The sequence below is a fragment of the Actinoplanes flavus genome (assembly GCF_017592555.1).
Taxonomy (GTDB): domain Bacteria; phylum Actinomycetota; class Actinomycetes; order Mycobacteriales; family Micromonosporaceae; genus Actinoplanes; species Actinoplanes flavus.
This window is the reverse complement of the sequence record NZ_JAGFNS010000007.1, coordinates 79,759-94,290: the sequence shown is the minus strand read 5'-3', so window position 1 is coordinate 94,290 and position 14,532 is coordinate 79,759. Positions and strand designations below refer to the sequence as shown.

20 protein-coding genes are annotated in these 14,532 nt (G+C 70.8%); 14 read left to right on the top strand and 6 right to left on the bottom strand.

The window, feature by feature from the left end; translation table 11 throughout:
* Positions 1 to 21 precede the first annotated feature (21 nt).
* From J5X75_RS12385 to J5X75_RS12360, 6 genes are all read left to right on the top strand, one after another.
* Positions 22 to 372 carry a roadblock/LC7 domain-containing protein gene (locus J5X75_RS12385; RefSeq protein WP_238487759.1) on the top strand — a complete coding sequence of 117 codons (351 nt, stop codon included), beginning with the start codon at positions 22 to 24 and terminating at the stop codon, positions 370 to 372.
* Positions 373 to 402: 30 nt separating this feature from the next.
* Complete coding sequence (locus J5X75_RS12380) at positions 403 to 1,404, top strand: DUF4388 domain-containing protein (RefSeq protein WP_208467497.1); 1,002 nt, start codon at positions 403 to 405, stop codon at positions 1,402 to 1,404.
* Positions 1,405 to 1,442: 38 nt separating this feature from the next.
* On the top strand, positions 1,443 to 1,931 hold the full coding sequence (locus J5X75_RS12375; protein ID WP_183226239.1) for a roadblock/LC7 domain-containing protein: 489 nt from the start codon (positions 1,443 to 1,445) through the stop codon (positions 1,929 to 1,931).
* Between the two features lie 42 nt (positions 1,932 to 1,973).
* Positions 1,974 to 2,345 (top strand): hypothetical protein, encoded by a 372-nt coding sequence (locus J5X75_RS12370; RefSeq protein WP_043526192.1) that lies wholly within the window; start codon positions 1,974 to 1,976, stop codon positions 2,343 to 2,345.
* A gap of 184 nt (positions 2,346 to 2,529) precedes the next feature.
* Entirely contained in the window at positions 2,530 to 4,143 is a 1,614-nt protein-coding gene (locus J5X75_RS12365) for a family 43 glycosylhydrolase (RefSeq protein WP_208467496.1), read from the top strand.
* A gap of 77 nt (positions 4,144 to 4,220) precedes the next feature.
* Positions 4,221 to 5,297, top strand: a complete 1,077-nt coding sequence (locus J5X75_RS12360) for a DUF2786 domain-containing protein (protein WP_208467495.1) — start codon at positions 4,221 to 4,223, stop codon at positions 5,295 to 5,297.
* Positions 5,298 to 5,300: 3 nt separating this feature from the next.
* Here J5X75_RS12360 and dusB read toward each other — a convergent pair whose 3' ends face one another.
* Both dusB and J5X75_RS12350 read right to left on the bottom strand, forming a co-directional pair.
* The gene (gene dusB, locus J5X75_RS12355) at positions 5,301 to 6,419 is read right to left on the bottom strand and encodes a tRNA dihydrouridine synthase DusB (RefSeq protein WP_208467688.1); all 1,119 of its coding nucleotides are present in this window, start codon (positions 6,417 to 6,419) and stop codon (positions 5,301 to 5,303) included.
* A gap of 65 nt (positions 6,420 to 6,484) precedes the next feature.
* Entirely contained in the window at positions 6,485 to 6,793 is a 309-nt protein-coding gene (locus J5X75_RS12350; RefSeq protein ID WP_208467494.1) for a hypothetical protein, read from the bottom strand.
* 182 nt (positions 6,794 to 6,975) lie between these two features.
* Here J5X75_RS12350 and J5X75_RS12345 point away from each other — a divergent pair, with 182 nt between their 5' ends.
* On the top strand, positions 6,976 to 7,461 hold the full coding sequence (locus tag J5X75_RS12345; RefSeq protein ID WP_208467493.1) for an XdhC family protein: 486 nt from the start codon (positions 6,976 to 6,978) through the stop codon (positions 7,459 to 7,461).
* Between the two features lie 10 nt (positions 7,462 to 7,471).
* Here J5X75_RS12345 and J5X75_RS12340 read toward each other — a convergent pair whose 3' ends face one another.
* From J5X75_RS12340 to J5X75_RS12330, 3 genes are all read right to left on the bottom strand, one after another.
* Positions 7,472 to 8,851 carry a glycine--tRNA ligase gene (locus J5X75_RS12340; protein ID WP_208467492.1) on the bottom strand — a complete coding sequence of 460 codons (1,380 nt, stop codon included), beginning with the start codon at positions 8,849 to 8,851 and terminating at the stop codon, positions 7,472 to 7,474.
* Positions 8,852 to 8,920: 69 nt separating this feature from the next.
* Positions 8,921 to 9,409 carry a hypothetical protein gene (locus J5X75_RS12335; protein ID WP_208467491.1) on the bottom strand — a complete coding sequence of 163 codons (489 nt, stop codon included), beginning with the start codon at positions 9,407 to 9,409 and terminating at the stop codon, positions 8,921 to 8,923.
* A 16-nt stretch (positions 9,410 to 9,425) separates the two neighbouring features.
* Entirely contained in the window at positions 9,426 to 9,767 is a 342-nt protein-coding gene (locus J5X75_RS12330; RefSeq protein WP_208467490.1) for an antibiotic biosynthesis monooxygenase family protein, read from the bottom strand.
* Positions 9,768 to 9,801: 34 nt separating this feature from the next.
* On the opposite strand from J5X75_RS12330, the gene J5X75_RS12325 reads away from it, so the two are divergent.
* The 7 genes from J5X75_RS12325 to J5X75_RS12295 are packed head-to-tail and all read left to right on the top strand — an operon-like array spanning position 9,802 to position 14,036.
* Positions 9,802 to 10,050 (top strand): DUF6703 family protein, encoded by a 249-nt coding sequence (locus J5X75_RS12325; RefSeq protein ID WP_208467489.1) that lies wholly within the window; start codon positions 9,802 to 9,804, stop codon positions 10,048 to 10,050.
* 49 nt (positions 10,051 to 10,099) lie between these two features.
* Positions 10,100 to 11,008, top strand: a complete 909-nt coding sequence (locus tag J5X75_RS12320; protein ID WP_208467488.1) for a metal ABC transporter substrate-binding protein — start codon at positions 10,100 to 10,102, stop codon at positions 11,006 to 11,008.
* Positions 11,005 to 11,814 carry a metal ABC transporter ATP-binding protein gene (locus tag J5X75_RS12315; protein WP_208467487.1) on the top strand — a complete coding sequence of 270 codons (810 nt, stop codon included), beginning with the start codon at positions 11,005 to 11,007 and terminating at the stop codon, positions 11,812 to 11,814. Before J5X75_RS12320 ends, J5X75_RS12315 begins: the two co-directional genes overlap by 4 nt.
* Positions 11,814 to 12,683 (top strand): metal ABC transporter permease, encoded by an 870-nt coding sequence (locus J5X75_RS12310; RefSeq protein WP_208467486.1) that lies wholly within the window; start codon positions 11,814 to 11,816, stop codon positions 12,681 to 12,683. The genes J5X75_RS12315 and J5X75_RS12310 overlap by 1 nt, the downstream gene beginning before the upstream one ends.
* Positions 12,684 to 12,713: 30 nt before the next feature.
* Positions 12,714 to 13,013, top strand: coding sequence for an ArsR/SmtB family transcription factor (locus J5X75_RS12305; protein ID WP_208467485.1), 300 nt, complete (start codon positions 12,714 to 12,716; stop codon positions 13,011 to 13,013).
* Positions 13,010 to 13,411 (top strand): Fur family transcriptional regulator, encoded by a 402-nt coding sequence (locus J5X75_RS12300; RefSeq protein WP_183226226.1) that lies wholly within the window; start codon positions 13,010 to 13,012, stop codon positions 13,409 to 13,411. Before J5X75_RS12305 ends, J5X75_RS12300 begins: the two co-directional genes overlap by 4 nt.
* A 16-nt stretch (positions 13,412 to 13,427) precedes the next feature.
* A complete protein-coding gene (locus J5X75_RS12295; RefSeq protein WP_208467484.1) occupies positions 13,428 to 14,036 on the top strand; it encodes a hypothetical protein in 609 nt (202 codons plus the stop codon).
* Here J5X75_RS12295 and J5X75_RS12290 read toward each other — a convergent pair.
* Positions 14,016 to 14,522 (bottom strand): DUF6328 family protein, encoded by a 507-nt coding sequence (locus J5X75_RS12290; RefSeq protein ID WP_208467483.1) that lies wholly within the window; start codon positions 14,520 to 14,522, stop codon positions 14,016 to 14,018. The genes J5X75_RS12295 and J5X75_RS12290 overlap by 21 nt on opposite strands.
* Positions 14,523 to 14,532: the final 10 nt, after the last annotated feature.

The window sequence follows — 14,532 nt, the reverse complement described above, 5'->3', positions numbered from 1 at the left end:
GACCACTGTCTACAGGAAGCCATGACGATTCCCGGCGCCGTCGGCGCCAGCATCGTCGACTACACCACGGGTTTCCCGGTCGCCACGACCGGAGCCGCGCCGAACGAGGACCACGAGGCCGCCGCCGCCGGAACGGCAGAGGTGGTCCAGGCCGCGAACAGCCGATCGCTGTTCGTCTCGGCCGTACCGCACGACCTGCTGGAAGACCTGATCATCACCACGGCCGGGGGCTATCACCTCCTGCGAGTGGTCCAGACCGAATTCGACAGCCGCCTGGTGCTCTACGTGTGGCTGGACCGGATCCGCGGCAACCTCGCCGTGGCCCGCCGAATGATGCAACGCCTGGCCGACGAACTGGTGGCGGCCCGATGACCCGATCCACTGACCACGAAGGAGCGATCGGTGGCCCCGACGAAGACCGCCGCGCCCGGCGACCTGCTCACGCGGGTCGCCGAAGCACGGCAGACCGGCGCGCTGATGGTGGGTGGCCACCCCGGCGGCGCGGTCTACGTCTTCGAGGGCCGCGTCATCTACGCCGAGTCGCCGGCCGCACCCGGGGTGGGCGAGCTGCTCACCTCGTCCGGGCGGCTCGCCGGGCGCACCTGGCAGAACGCGCTCGACCTGGGCACCTCGACCGCCCGGGTGGGCCGGCTGCTGGTCGAGCAGGGCCACCTCACCCAGGGCGAGCTGGAGTTGTGTGTGCTCGGCGCGACGTACGACGCGGCGTACTTCGCACTCTCCGCGGAGTCGGCGCCGGTCGAGTTCCTGCCCGGCGCCACCCACTGGCTGGGCGCGGTCGTGCACATCGACGCGGCCGCGGTCGGCCGGGAGGTGCGCCGCCGGATCCGCCTTCTCGACGAGATCTTCCCGAACCGGCGGATCGACGTGGCACCGGTCAGCCCGGTCACCCGGCCGCCCCGGGAACGGGTGACGGTCACCGCCGCGCAGTGGGAGCTCCTGGTCCACGCCGACGGTCAGCGGACCCCGGCCGACCTGGCCCAGCTGCTCGGCCGGGCCGGATACGCGACCATCCAGGAACTGCGCCGGATGGCCGCGGCCGGACTGATCGAACTGCCCGAGACACGGGCGGGCGACAGTCCCGAGTTCGTCCGGCTGCCGCACCCCCGGGGCGCCTCGGCGCCGGTGGAGCGGACCGCTCCGTCCGTACCGGTGATCTCGGGGGTCACCAGCCCGGAACCCACGGCCCGGCACCCGCCCCCGAACAGCGACCCCGCCGCGGCCGTGGAAAGCCCCACCGCGGCGAACCGGCCACCTCGCCTGGCCCGCCGGAAACCCGGCGCGAAGCTGCCGAAGGAACTGGCCACCGATAGCCCGCCGGTGCACCAGGGCACCGACGAGGTCCTGCTCAAGCGCATACGCACCGCACTGAGGGCACTGCGGTGACCCGCGCACCCCCGACCAGCCGAAGGAGCGAGGAGAGGATGACGGTGGATCCGGCGGTACTCGAGGAACTCGGCCGCCTGCGCACCAGGGTGCCGGAGTTGTCCGGCAGCGTGCTCGCCACCGCGGACGGGCTGGTCGTCGCGCACGACTCGCACGGCATCGAACCGGACACCCTCGCGGCCCTGGCCGCGGCCCACCTCGCTCTGGCCCGGCGCTTCGCGCACGCGGTCAATCACGGTGAGCTGCGGGAATCCGTGGTGGAGTGCGACGGCGGTTACATCACCTCGTACACCGCGGGGCCCAACGCCCTGCTCACCGTGGTCACCTCGGGTGACGCGAACCTCGCCATGGTCCATCTCGAGGCGCGGCGGTGCGTACGCCGGCTGATCCGCATCCTCGCCCTGGACACCGCGCCGCAGCTGCGGCCGGAGATCCCCACGCAGGCCGGTCCATCCACCCCGCTGGCCCGGCGGACCCCGATGGCCACCCTGCCGAACGTCGCCCGGCGCCGCCAGGCGACCGGCTGACCGTCACACAACCCATCCCACCGCAACGGAGGAACGAATCCCATGCCCGACATGGACACCGCACTCAAGGAAATCATGGAGATCGACGGCTGCATCGGCGTCGCGCTCGTGGACCACACCAGCGGCATGGCCCTGGGCACTCTGGGCGGCGGGAAGGACCTCGACCTGACGGTCGCCGCCGCGGGCAACACCGACGTGGTACGCGCGAAGCTGCGCGCCATGGAGATGCTGAACCTCTCCGAGAAGATCGAGGACATCCTGATCACGCTGGACACCCAGTACCACATGATCCGGCCGCTGACGAGCCGGTCCGGGAAGGGCCTCTTCCTCTACGTGGCGCTGCGGCGCGACCGGGCGAACCTCGCGATGTCCCGGCATCAGCTGCGCCGCATCGAGAACGACCTCGACGTCTGAGGCACGAGGCGTGATCGCCACCCCTGGCGGGGAGGGCCGGCACCGCCCTCCCCGCCCTCCCCGGCGCACCGTGGACAAGGTTTCCGGGACGTAACCCCTTGCCGTCGGATCGACGCGCGTGCATCCTGTTTTGCAGCGCTGCAAAGGATGTGCCAGCATCCTGCGCCTCCGTCTGTGAGGACCCGTGAAAATACTCGGTGCTCTGCTCGCCGCCACACTTCTGATCACGTCACCGGTGGTGCCCGCCCAGGCCGCGGCACGGACGAACCCCGACCCTGTCGCCCACGACCCCACCCTGATCAAACAGGGCCGCTACTACTACGAGATCATCACCGGGGACAGCGGAACCCGGACCTACCTGCCGATCCGCCGCTCCACCGACCTGATCAACTGGACCTATACCGGCACCGTGTTCGACACCCCGCCGGCCTGGGTGGTCGAGGAGCTCGGGGTCACCCCGACCGACTTCTGGGCGCCGGACATCACCTACTTCGACGGCGAGTACCACCTGTACTACGCGGCCTCGTCGTTCGGCACCAACAACTCGGTGATCGGCCTGGCCACCACGAAGTCCCTGGCCGACCCGCGGTGGGTGGACCGGGGCATGGTCATGCGCACGACCAGCGGGGTGGACGACGTCAACGCCATCGACCCGGACGTCAGCTTCGACCGGGCCGGCGACGCCTACCTGTCGTACGGCTCGTTCTGGGACGGGCTGCGGATGCGGCGCCTGGACGTCCGGACCGGCCTGCCGTCCACCACGGACACCACCGAGTACCGGATCGCCTCCCGCAACGGCATGGCGATCGAGGGCCCGTCGGTGACCTACCACGGCGGCTGGTACTACCTGTTCGTCAGCTTCGACTTCTGCTGCCGGGGCGTGAACAGCGACTACCGGGTGATGGTCGGCCGGTCCCGGGCGATCACCGGCCCGTACCTCGACCACGACGGCGTGCCCCTCACCGAGGGCGGCGGCTCGCAGATCCTGGCCGGCTACAACGACTTCATCGGCCCGGGCCACGGCGACGTCTACGGCGACCTGTTCGCCCACCACTACTACGACGGCGCGGACGGCGGCGACCCGAAGGGCTCGATCCGCCGGATCGACTGGGTGAACGGCTGGCCCCGGCTGTCCGACCCGCTCAGCGGCAACCGCGGCCACGGTCACGGCCCGGCGTACGTGCAGCTGATCCACGCCGGCAGCGGCGCCGCCCTGGCAAACGCGACCTGCGGCTACGAGGGCGCCGACATCACCCTGGCCACCGCCGACGGCACCGACGCCTGCCAGCAGTGGCAGCTCGCCGACCGCGGCGACGGCTTCGTGAGCCTGACCAACCGCAGGAGCAACAAGGTGGCCGAGGTGGCCGCCTGCGTCGACGCCGACGGCGCCCGGGTGGCCCAGTGGGGCTGGCTGGCCAACGACTGCCAGCGATTCCGGCTGGAGCCCACCACCGGGGGCTGGTCCCGGATCGTCAACCCGCTGGCCGGCCGGGCCCTGCAACCCGCCGGATGCGGCGGGGCGGGATCCGCGGTACAGACCTTCGCGAACGGAACCTGCCCGGACTTCCGGGTCCAGCCGGTCGGCGACGTGCTGCTCACCGACCTGGACGACACCCGGCTGATCGGGACGAGCTGGCGGTTCACCCACACCGCCGACGGCTGGTACCGGGTCACCGACCCGATCACCCGAAAAGCGCTCGGCGGCACGCGGTGGCGCATCGAGGCATTGGTCACAGGCGGTTATCGTCTGGCCGGACAGAACGGGCGAATCCGGGATGTTCTACTGCTGACTCCGTGACTGTCCGGCCGCTCGGCGGTCACGGCGCCCGGGGTCCTGGCCGGGAACCAGGACCCCGGCAACTACCATTCCCTCCCATGGCGGCCCGGGACATCATCGAGGCGGTACGGTCCGGGGCACTCGATCACGAGGACGCGCTGGACGTACTGACCGGCGCCCCGTCCATCGAGGTGGACGCGGCATTGGCAGCGGCACTGAGCGGCGAGTTCGGCCGCCTCCTCGGCAACGGCTGGCAGCCGGCCGAACTGCACCGCGCGGTCGCCCGCCGCGGCAACCCGATCCAGGCCCGGCTGGTCGCCGACGCCGCCCGCGACTACGCCCGCGGAAAGAGCCCGGTCGACGAGCGCTGGCAGGCCCAGGCCGACGCGCTGCGCACCCCCGAAGGCCGCCGGCCGGACCGGATCGCGGTCCTCGACGCCTCGCTCGCCCTGCTCGCCGAACTGCGGCGGATGCCCCGCATCGACATCCTGATCCCGCCGCCCGGCACCCCCCTGACGACCGTGCCACACCACGGTGACCAGCGCATCCTCGACCGGGTCCGGGCGCTGCTGGCCAAGGCCGAGGCCACCGACTTCCCGGCCGAGGCGGAGTCGTACAGCGCCAAGGCACAGGAGCTGATCACCCGCTACCGGATCGAGGAGGTCACCGCGCCGGCGGTCGCGATGACCCCGTTCGCGCGGCGGATCGGGGTGGACCATCCGTACGAGAGTGAGAAGGCCGGTCTGCTGGACGCCGTGGCGCGGGCCAACACCTGCCGTACGGTCTGGTCGCCGGAGCTGGGGTTCAGCACGATCTTCGGGTTCGACGCCGACATCGACGCGGTCGAGCTGCTCTACACGTCACTGCTGGTCCAGGCGAACCGGGCGATGGTGCGGGACGAGAAGAACGTCCGCAAAGCCCGGCTGAAGGCGTTCAAACGGTCGTTCCTGGTCGCGTACGGCGTACGCATCGGAGAACGGCTGCGGCAGGTCACCGAGCGTGAGATGACCGGTCACGGTGATCTGCTGCCGGTCCTGCGCCGCCGCGAGGTGCAGGTGCACGAGGCGATGGACCGGGCGTTCCCGCGCACCGTCCGGGCCCGCGGCAGCCGGGTGGAGAGCCTGGAGGGCTGGGAGTCCGGCCGAGCCGCCGCCGACGAGGCCGAACTGCGCTGACGGTCAGCCGCCGGACTCGTCGGTCTCGGCGCCCTCGGGGACGCTCTCGTCGTCGCGGCTGTCCAGCCAGCCGTGCGGCAGGGAGACCTTGCCGGGCGCGTTGACCCGGCCACGCGGCTGGCCCAGCGCCTCGGCCGGGAACGGCACCGACGGGTCCAGCTTGGCGAGCAGGTCGTCCAGCTCGGCCAACGACGAGATCATCGCCAGGCCGCGGCGCAGCTCGCCGCCGACCGGGAAACCCTTGAGATACCACGCCACGTGCTTGCGGAAGTCGGCGCAGCCGTGCCGCTCGTCCTCCAGCGCCTCGACCAGCAGCTGCGCGTGCCGGGCAACGATCTTCGCGACCTCGCCGAGGGTGGGCAGCACCGGCTGGTAGTTCGCGCCCTGGGTGAAGGCGGCCTCCAAATCGGCGAACAGCCACGGACGGCCCAGGCAGCCCCGGCCCACCACCACGCCGTCGCAGCCGGTGTGCTCGACCATGCGCAGCGCGTCCGAGCCCTCCCAGATGTCGCCGTTGCCCAGCACCGGCACGTCCAGCGCCTGCTTCAGGGTGGCGATGGCGTCCCAGTCGGCCTGGCCCGAGTAGCGCTGCTCGGCGGTGCGGGCGTGCAGGGCCACCGCCGCCACGCCGGCCTCCTGCGCGGCGAGACCGGCTTCGACGTACGTCAGATGGTCGTCGTCGATGCCCTTGCGCATCTTGATGGTGACCGGGATGCCGAAGGGCTTCGCCGCCGCGACCGCCTGGCTGACGATCCGCCCGAAGAGCCGCCGCCGCCAGGGCAGGGCCGAGCCGCCGCCGCGCCGGGTGACCTTGGGCACCGGGCAGCCGAAGTTGAGGTCGATGTGGTCGGCGAGGCCGTCCTCGCCGACCATCCGCACGGCGGCCGCCGTCACGTCCGGGTCCACGCCGTAGAGCTGGAGGCTGCGGAAACCCTCGTCCTCGGCGAACGTGATCATCTTGAGCGTCTTGGGGATCCGCTCCACCAGGGCCCGGGTGGTGATCATCTCGCAGACGTAGACACCGCCACCCTGCTCGCGGCAGAGCCGCCGGAACGCCACGTTGGTGATGCCCGCCATCGGCGCGAGCACGACGGGCGGGTTGACGGCATGGTCGCCGAGCATGAGCGGTGCAATCACGGGTCCTAGGGTGACACGCCCAGCCCGGCGACCTCGAATCGGCCGCTCGCCTACTCCCGAGGGCCCTGCTCGGTCAACCTGTCCAGCATCCCGACGATCTGCTGGATCCCGTCTTTGACGCTATGCATGTCGAGCGTGAGCCTGGCAAGCGCTGTGGAATGCGCGTTGTGCATCGCGGTGTGCCTGTCGAGGATCGCGGTGTGCTTGTCGAGGATCGCGGTGTGCTTTGCCAGCGTCGCGGTGTGCTCGGACTGAGTAGTCGCGAGGGCCTGCATGAGATCGCCCTGCACACGCAACTTCTCGCCGACGTCACTCAGGTCTTGGTCTTGGCCGGCACGGAGTCGCTCCTGCTCGTCCATACGCTCCTCCAAGTCGGTCAAACGCTCTCGCACGGTAGACAACACAGTCTCCAGGGGTGAAGGGTAGGCCGGTGAACGGACCGGCGCCGTGCTTTCATCCTTCACGCTATTGTCACTGAGCAACCTGTCGCAAGTCACCTGGATGGGTGACAACGGGCGGGGCCTCTGGCAGAGTCGGGGGCATGGAGAACGGTGCACAGAGCCCGCGGCGGCTGATCGCCGTGTTCGAGTCCCCGGTGTCGGAGATGCTGTTCCGCTTCGGGGTGGAGCTGGGCTTCCAGACCGTGCTGGTGGAGCCGGACCCGACCCGGCTGGGCGGCACGCCCCGGCCGCACGGTGACGCCCTCGTGAGCGACCTGTCGGCGGCGGCGCCGGACGAGCACACCGACATCCTGCTGACCGACCATCACCGGCCGGAGATCGGCGCCCTGCTCCGGGAGGCGCTGGACGGGAAGGCGCGCTGGATCGGCATTCTGGGCAACCCGCGGCACGAGGGCCCGCATGTGGCGGCGCTGCGCGAGCTGGGCGTGCCGGAGGAGGAGATCGGGCGGGTGCACCGCCCGGTCGGGCTGAACATCGGTTCGCGGACCCCGGCCGAGATCGCCGTGGCGACCCTGGCCGGGTTGATCGCGGACCGCAACAGCCGACCGGGCGGCTTCACGTTCTAGATCCGGTGGATCAACAACCCGGCAGGCGCTTGATCAGGTAGTCCTCGATGTGGTCGAGGGAGACCCGCTCCTGCTTCATGGTGTCGCGGTCGCGGACCGTCACCGCGTTGTCGGTGAGGGTGTCGAAGTCGACCGTGACACAGAACGGGGTGCCGATCTCGTCCTGGCGACGGTAGCGGCGGCCGATCGCCTGCGAGTCGTCGAACTCGACGATCCAGCGCTTGCGCAGGTCCGCGGCGAGTCCCTTGGCCTTCGGCGAGAGCTCCGGGTTGCGCGACAGCGGCAGGACGGCGACCTTGACCGGCGCGAGCCGCGGGTCGAACCGCATGACCGTGCGCTTGTCGACGCCGCCCTTGGTGTTCGGGGCCTCGTCCTCGTCGTACGCCTCGAGCAGGAACGCCAGCACCGCGCGGGTCAGGCCGGCCGCCGGCTCGATGACGTAGGGCACCCAGCGCTCGCCCTTCTCCTGGTCGAAGAAGGACAGGTCGACACCGGAGTGCTTGGAGTGCGTCGACAGGTCGAAGTCGGTGCGGTTGGCGATGCCCTCGAGCTCGGCGAACTCGGTGCCGCCGAACTGGAAGCGGTACTCGATGTCGACGGTCCGCTTCGAGTAGTGCGAGAGCTTCTCCTTGGGGTGCTCGTAGAAGCGCAGGTTGCTCTCGGACAGGCCCAGGTCGCGGTACCAGTTCCAGCGCTGCTGGAGCCAGTACTCGTGCCACTCCTCGTCGCTTCCGGGCGCGACGAAGAACTCCATCTCCATCTGCTCGAACTCACGCGTACGGAAGATGAAGTTGCCCGGGGTGATCTCGTTGCGGAAGCTCTTGCCGATCTGCGCGATGCCGAACGGCGGCTTCTTGCGGGCGGCCGTGGCCACGTTGTTGTAGTTGACGAAGATGCCCTGGGCGGTCTCCGGGCGCAGGTAGTGCAGGCCCTCGGTGCTCTCGGTGGGGCCGAGGTAGGTCTTCATCAGGCCGTTGAACATCTTCGGCTCGGTGAAGGTGCCCTTGTTGCCGCAGTTCGGGCAGTTCAGCTCCTGCAGGGAGGCCGGCAGCTTGCCGTTCTTGGCCTCGAACGCCTCTTCCAGGTGGTCGGCCCGGAAGCGCTTGTGGCAGGACTGGCACTCGGTCAGCGGGTCGACGAACGCGTCGAGGTGGCCGGAGGCCGCCCACACGTCGCGGGCGAGGATGACCGCGGAGTCCAGGCCGACGATGTCGTCGCGCTGCTGGACCATGGTCCGCCACCACTGCCGGCGGACGTTCTCCTTCAGTTCCACGCCGAGCGGACCGTAGTCCCAGGCCGAGCGGGTTCCTCCGTAGATCTCACTGGAGGGGAAGACGAAGCCCCGGCGCTTGGCCAGGCTGACGACGCTGTCGATACGGTCGGCAGGCATGTGCGGTTTCCTCCTACGCCGGCTGGGTGTCGGCGGGGAAATTCGTAAAGGACTGGACGAAAAGCGAGGTTACTCCCCGAGGTCGCACACCTCGAACTTGCCCGTCTTCGTGTTCTGCCCGAGCACGGCCTCCTGCCGCTCCGAGTCGCCGTCGGGGTAGACCAGGTCGACCGGCACGACGATGCGCACGCCGAGGGCCAGCTCACCCAGCCGGTACGACGAGAACGGCTCGCTGGCCGACATCCGGGCGACGTAGTCGGTCTGGCTCTCGCTGTCCTTCGCCTGCTGGCAGAGCTGTTGGTACGCCCCGTCGAAGTCGCGGTCCTGGAGATCGTCGAGGTACCGGCTGACGACCACCTCGGCCTGCTCGTCGAGCGCGTTGCCGAACGCGGTCAGGAACCCGCCGGCGGCCACCGCTCCCGCGCCGCAGATCAGCACCACGACGCCCGCGGTGATCCCCAGGCTCGTCCCGATCCGCTTGCCCCGGCCCTCGACCGGAGGGGCCGGGAACGGCGGGTGCACGCCCGGCCCCGGCGGTGGAGGTGGAACGAGACTCATGTCCACAGCCTAGTGTTCAGCGCCAGGGTTCGGCCGCCCGGTCGCTCGCCGTGATCACCACGTCCTCGCCGGGGGCGGCCTCGGCCAGGGTCTCGAAGGCGGACGGCTCGTCGAGGGAGAGCGCGAGCAGCGGGGTGGCGGACACCTTCACGTCGAACGCGCCGAGCGCCCGCCGGTAGGCTCCGACCGATTCCCATTCGGTGACCAGGATCCATTCGGCCGGGTCCTCCAGGGCCCGGGTGAGGCGGCCGGAACGGTAACCGGGCGTGCGTGCGAGGGCGGCGAGCGCGGCGTGCGCCTGTTCCCGGAAGCCGTCCTGCGTTTCCGGAGGGACCGAGAAGCGGTTGAGCACCAGCATGTGACGAGGGTACGCACGCGCGACAGGAGCCACTGTGACACCGTCCTTCCTTCACCGGCTGGCCCGGGTGAACCCGACCTCGGCCTTCATCGGCGCTCTCGTCCTGCTGCTGGCCGGCCTCTTCCTGCCGGGGGTGGTGGGCGCCCTGCTGCTGGCCGTGCTGGCGGCCGGCCTGGCCGCGCTGACGTTCACCACCTGGCCGGTGCAGTCGGGGATCACCAGGGCGGTACGGCTCGTCCTGCTGAGCGTTCTGGTGGCCGCCGTGGTGGCGAAAGCCCTGTGAATCCATGCGGCTTTGACAATCATTGTCATTATCGACCACAGTTGCCGTCATGATGCGCCGCCTGATCCCCGCCGTGACCCTGCTGACCGCGCTGACCGCGCTGACCGGGTGCGGAGGAGGGTCGGCCAACGGTGACGACGGCAAGCTCTCCGTGGTGACCGCCTTCTACCCGCTCCAGTTCGTCAGCGAGCGGGTCGGCGGCGACGCGGTCAGCGTGTCCACCCTCACCAAGCCGGGCGCCGAGCCGCACGACGTCGAGCTCACCGCCGGCCAGGTCGGCCAGGTCGCCGACGCCGGGCTGATCGTCTACCTGAGCGGCTTCCAGCCCGCCGTGGACGACGCGGTGAAGCAGAACGGCGGGGACCGCGGGTTCGACGCGGCGAGCACGGTGCAGCCGCTCACCGCCGAGGAGGCGGACGTCCACGCCGAGGAGGAGCACGGCGGCAACGACCCGCACGTCTGGCTGGACCCGGAGCGGCTCGCCACCATCGCCGACAAGCTGGCCGAGCGGCTCGGCAAGGCGGACCCGGCGCACGCCGCCGACTTCACCGCCCGGGCCGCCGCGCTGCGTACCGAGCTGACCGCCCTGGACGGCGAGTTCCAGACCGGCCTGGCCAACTGCGCCCGGCGTGAACTGGTGACCAGCCACACCGCCTTCGCGTACCTGGCCGACCGTTACGATCTGACCCAGATCGGCATCACCGGCATAGACCCGGAGACCGAGCCGTCCCCGCAGCGGCTGGCCGAGGTGGTCGCCGCGGCCAAGGAGCACGGCACCACCACGATCTTCTTCGAGACGCTGGTCAGCCCCAAGGTCGCCGAGACGATCGCCCGTGAGGCCGGCGCGCAGACCGCCGTCCTCGACCCGATCGAGGGCCTGACCGACGCCAGCGCGGACTACTTCTCGGCGATGCGTGCCAACCTGACCGCATTGAAACTCGGCCTGGAGTGTTCATGAGCGAGCCTGCGAGCGAATCATCGAACTCGGTTGTCGAGGTACGGAATCTCGCGGTCGGCTACGACGGCCGCGAGGTGCTGCGGGACGTCTCGCTGAGCGTGGCGGCCGGCGATGTCGTCGCGGTCCTCGGCGCCAACGGGTCCGGCAAGTCCACGCTGATCCGGACGATCCTCGGCCTGGTCCCGCTGGGCCGCGGCGAGATCGACCTGTTCGGGGTCGCCCAGCGCCGGTTCCGGCACTGGGAGCGGATCGGCTACGTGCCGCAGCGGCTCGGCGCCGGCAGCGGCGTCCCGGCCACCGTCGGCGAGGTGGTCGCCTCGGGCCGCCTGGCCCGGCGCGGCGTCTTCCGCTTCCCCGGGCCGAAAGACAAAGCGGCGGTACGGGAGGCGCTGACCGCCGTCGGCCTCCTGGACCGGATCGGTGACCCGGTGACGACCCTGTCCGGCGGTCAACAGCAGCGGACGCTGATCGCCCGGGCGCTGGCCGGTCAACCGGACCTGCTGGTGCTGGACGAGCCGAACGCCGGCGTGGACGCGGCCAGCCAGGAGGCGTTCGCCGCCGCGCTGACCCGGTTCGCCGGCGCCGGCGGCACGATCCTGCTGGTCCTGCACGAGCTGGGCCCGCTGCGGCCGCTGATCGGTCGGACCGTGGTGGTGCACGACGGCCGGATCGCGTACGAGGGCGCGCCCCCCGAACCGGCCGGGCATCACGCCGAGCCCGGTCACGAACACGTGCACCCGCACGCCGACGAGGCCAAGCCGGCCATCTGCGAGTGGGCGCCCACCGAGGGGACGAAGGCGTACTGATGGACCTGCTCACCCTCCCCTTCATGCAGCGTGCCCTGGTGGCCGCCCTGATCATCGGGCTGGCCGCCCCGGCACTCGGCATCTACCTGGTGCAGCGCCGCCTGTCGCTGATCGGTGACGGCATCGGCCACGTGGCGCTCACCGGTGTCGGTCTCGGGCTGCTCACCGGCAACGACCCGGTGTACTCCGCGGTGCTCGTGGCCGCCGTCGGCGCGGTCGGCGTGGAGCTGATCCGCGAGCGCGGCCGCACCTCCGGCGACCTGGCGCTGGCCATGCTGTTCTACGGCGGCATCGCGGGCGGGGTGCTGCTGGTCGGCCTCTCCGACAACGCCGGCAGCAACAGCCTCATGCAGTACCTCTTCGGGTCGCTGCTCACCACGTCACCGGGGGATCTGGCGCTGATCGGCGGCCTCGGCGCCGCGGTGCTGGCCGCCATGCTGGTGTTCCGCCCGGCCCTCTTCGCGCTCTGCAACGACGAGGAGTACGCGCGGGTCAGCGGCCTGCCGGTGCGCACCCTCAACCTGCTGCTCGCGGTGACCACCGCGGTGACCGTGACCATCGCCATGCGTACCGTCGGCCTGCTGCTGGTGTCCGCCCTCATGGTGGTCCCGGTGGCCGCCGCCCAGCAGGTCACCCGCGGTTTCCGCAGCACCATGACGCTGGCCATGCTGATCGGCGTGCTGGCGGCCGGCGTGGGCATCCTGCTCTCCGCCGAGGCGAACACCGCGCCCGGCGCGACGATCGTGCTGCTGGCCCTGACCGCGTTCGTGGCCACCGCCGTGGGCGGCGCCCTGGCCCGCCGGTTCCGGCGTGGACGCGAGCGCCCGCCGGCCGCCACGGAGCCACCCGATGTCGTGCTGCATGTCTGACGACACGCCCCCTGTACGGTTGTCGCAACGATGACGACCACCGGTTACGAGGCGTACGAAGCCGCGGGGGCGCTGTTGCGCGCGCTCTCCGCGCCGATCCGTGTCGCCATCGTGGTCGAGCTGGGCGCGGGCGAGCGCTGCGTGCACGATCTGGTGGAGAGGCTCGGGGCGCCGCAGCCGCTGGTCTCCCAACATCTGCGGGTGTTGCGGGGGGCCGGCGTGGTGCGGGGTGTGCGGCGTGGCCGGGAGATCGCATACTCCCTGGTGGACGAACACGTCGCCCATATCGTCACCGACGCCGTGAGCCACGGCAGGGAGAGCCGACAGTGAACGCCGAGAGCACTATCCGCAACACCCGGCAGCGCAGCGCGGTCAGCGCCGTCCTCGCCGAGACCGAGGGCTTCCACAGCGCACAGGACCTGCACGCGATGTTGCGCGAGCGGGGCGAGCGGGTCGGGCTCACCACGGTGTACCGGACGTTGCAGGGCCTGGCCGACGCTGGCGAGATCGACGTCATGCGCCCGCCGGGTGGGGAGCACCTCTACCGGCGGTGCAGCCAGGGGCACCACCACCACCTGGTGTGCCGGTCGTGCGGGCGGACGGTCGAGGTGGCCGGGCCGGCGGTGGAGTCCTGGGCCGACAAGGTGGCCGGCCAGCACGGCTTCGTCGACGTCTCGCACACGATGGAGATCTTCGGGACGTGCCCGGAGTGCGCCGCGAAAAGTTGAGTGCGACGCTTCCGGTGTGAAGCCCTATGCGGACCGGTTCCCCGTCGCCCTTCGCCAACTGATCACCGATGCCCTCGTGGTGCTCTGGGTCTATCTGTGGATCCGGGTGGCACTGTGGATCAACGACGTGGTCGAGAAGCTGGCCGTGCCCGGGCAGAAGCTGGAAAGCGCGGGCAGCGGCATCGCCGACAACCTGGCCGACGCGGGCGGCAAGGTGGGCCGGGTGCCGGTCGTCGGGGACGATCTGACCCGGCCGTTCACCGGCGCCGCGGACGCCGCGCGGGCGATCGCCGACGCCGGGCACGAGCAGCAGGAGATCGTCGGACGGCTGGCGCTGATCCTGCCGCTGGTGGCGGTGGCCGTACCGTTGGCTCTGGTGCTGTTCCTGTGGCTGCCGTTGCGGCTGCGCTGGATGCGCCGGGCCGGGATCGCGGCCGCGGTCCGCGACGACGCGGCCGGCCGTGACCTGCTGGCGCTGCGCGCGCTGGCCGGCCGCCCGCTCAGCGAGCTGACCAGGCTGGGCCCGGACATCGCGCAGAGCTGGCGGGCCGGTGACGCGGCAGCCGTCGAGGCGCTCGCCGAACTGGAGTTGCGGGCGCTGGGCCTACGCGTCCGCCGGCGCTGAGTTGTCCTCGTCATCGCCCCACTCGCGGTGCGCGAACGGCAGGATGGCCCAGAACGTCAGGAACCAGCCACCGGTGGCGACGGTCAGCGGGATCGCCCACACCCAGTCCAGCAGGTAGTCGCTGATCAGCAGGACGCTGCTGACCATCGAGACCAGCATGAACGCCAGGCCGCCGGACGCCATCCGGTGGGCGAAGCGGACCAGCTCCGGCTTGCGGCCCTGCCGGAACAGGGCGCGGTGGAACGCCACCGGCGAGATGATCATCGCGGTGGCGAACGCCGCGCTCATCAGCGCGACGATGTAGGTCTCCTTCTGAAAGTCGGTAGCCTTCGGGAACCCGCTGCTGAACGGCAGGGTCAGCAGGAACGCGAAGAGGATCTGCACTCCGGTCTGCGCGACCCTGAGCTCCTGGAGCAGGTCGCCGAAGTTGCGATCCCAGCGCTGTTTCTCCGTCTCACCGGGGGTGTGGTGTGTATCGACCGCCATGCCGTTGGAG

What these genes read in the sequence shown, in the direction of transcription:
- J5X75_RS12385 (WP_238487759.1), top strand. Translation starts at nt 22, where the DNA reads ATGACGATTCCCGGCGCCGTCGGCGCCAGCATCGTCGACTACACCACG.
- J5X75_RS12310 (WP_208467486.1), top strand. Translation starts at nt 11,814, where the DNA reads ATGGACCTGCTCACCCTCCCCTTCATGCAGCGTGCCCTGGTGGCCGCC.
- J5X75_RS12360 (WP_208467495.1), top strand. Translation starts at nt 4,221, where the DNA reads ATGGCGGCCCGGGACATCATCGAGGCGGTACGGTCCGGGGCACTCGAT.
- J5X75_RS12350 (WP_208467494.1), bottom strand. Translation starts at nt 6,793, where the DNA reads ATGGACGAGCAGGAGCGACTCCGTGCCGGCCAAGACCAAGACCTGAGT.
- J5X75_RS12335 (WP_208467491.1), bottom strand. Translation starts at nt 9,409, where the DNA reads ATGAGTCTCGTTCCACCTCCACCGCCGGGGCCGGGCGTGCACCCGCCG.
- J5X75_RS12290 (WP_208467483.1), bottom strand. Translation starts at nt 14,522, where the DNA reads ATGGCGGTCGATACACACCACACCCCCGGTGAGACGGAGAAACAGCGC.
- J5X75_RS12345 (WP_208467493.1), top strand. Translation starts at nt 6,976, where the DNA reads ATGGAGAACGGTGCACAGAGCCCGCGGCGGCTGATCGCCGTGTTCGAG.
- J5X75_RS12375 (WP_183226239.1), top strand. Translation starts at nt 1,443, where the DNA reads ATGACGGTGGATCCGGCGGTACTCGAGGAACTCGGCCGCCTGCGCACC.
- J5X75_RS12340 (WP_208467492.1), bottom strand. Translation starts at nt 8,851, where the DNA reads ATGCCTGCCGACCGTATCGACAGCGTCGTCAGCCTGGCCAAGCGCCGG.
- J5X75_RS12305 (WP_208467485.1), top strand. Translation starts at nt 12,714, where the DNA reads ATGACGACCACCGGTTACGAGGCGTACGAAGCCGCGGGGGCGCTGTTG.
- J5X75_RS12320 (WP_208467488.1), top strand. Translation starts at nt 10,100, where the DNA reads ATGATGCGCCGCCTGATCCCCGCCGTGACCCTGCTGACCGCGCTGACC.
- J5X75_RS12330 (WP_208467490.1), bottom strand. Translation starts at nt 9,767, where the DNA reads ATGCTGGTGCTCAACCGCTTCTCGGTCCCTCCGGAAACGCAGGACGGC.
- J5X75_RS12315 (WP_208467487.1), top strand. Translation starts at nt 11,005, where the DNA reads ATGAGCGAGCCTGCGAGCGAATCATCGAACTCGGTTGTCGAGGTACGG.
- J5X75_RS12370 (WP_043526192.1), top strand. Translation starts at nt 1,974, where the DNA reads ATGCCCGACATGGACACCGCACTCAAGGAAATCATGGAGATCGACGGC.
- dusB (WP_208467688.1), bottom strand. Translation starts at nt 6,419, where the DNA reads ATGCTCGGCGACCATGCCGTCAACCCGCCCGTCGTGCTCGCGCCGATG.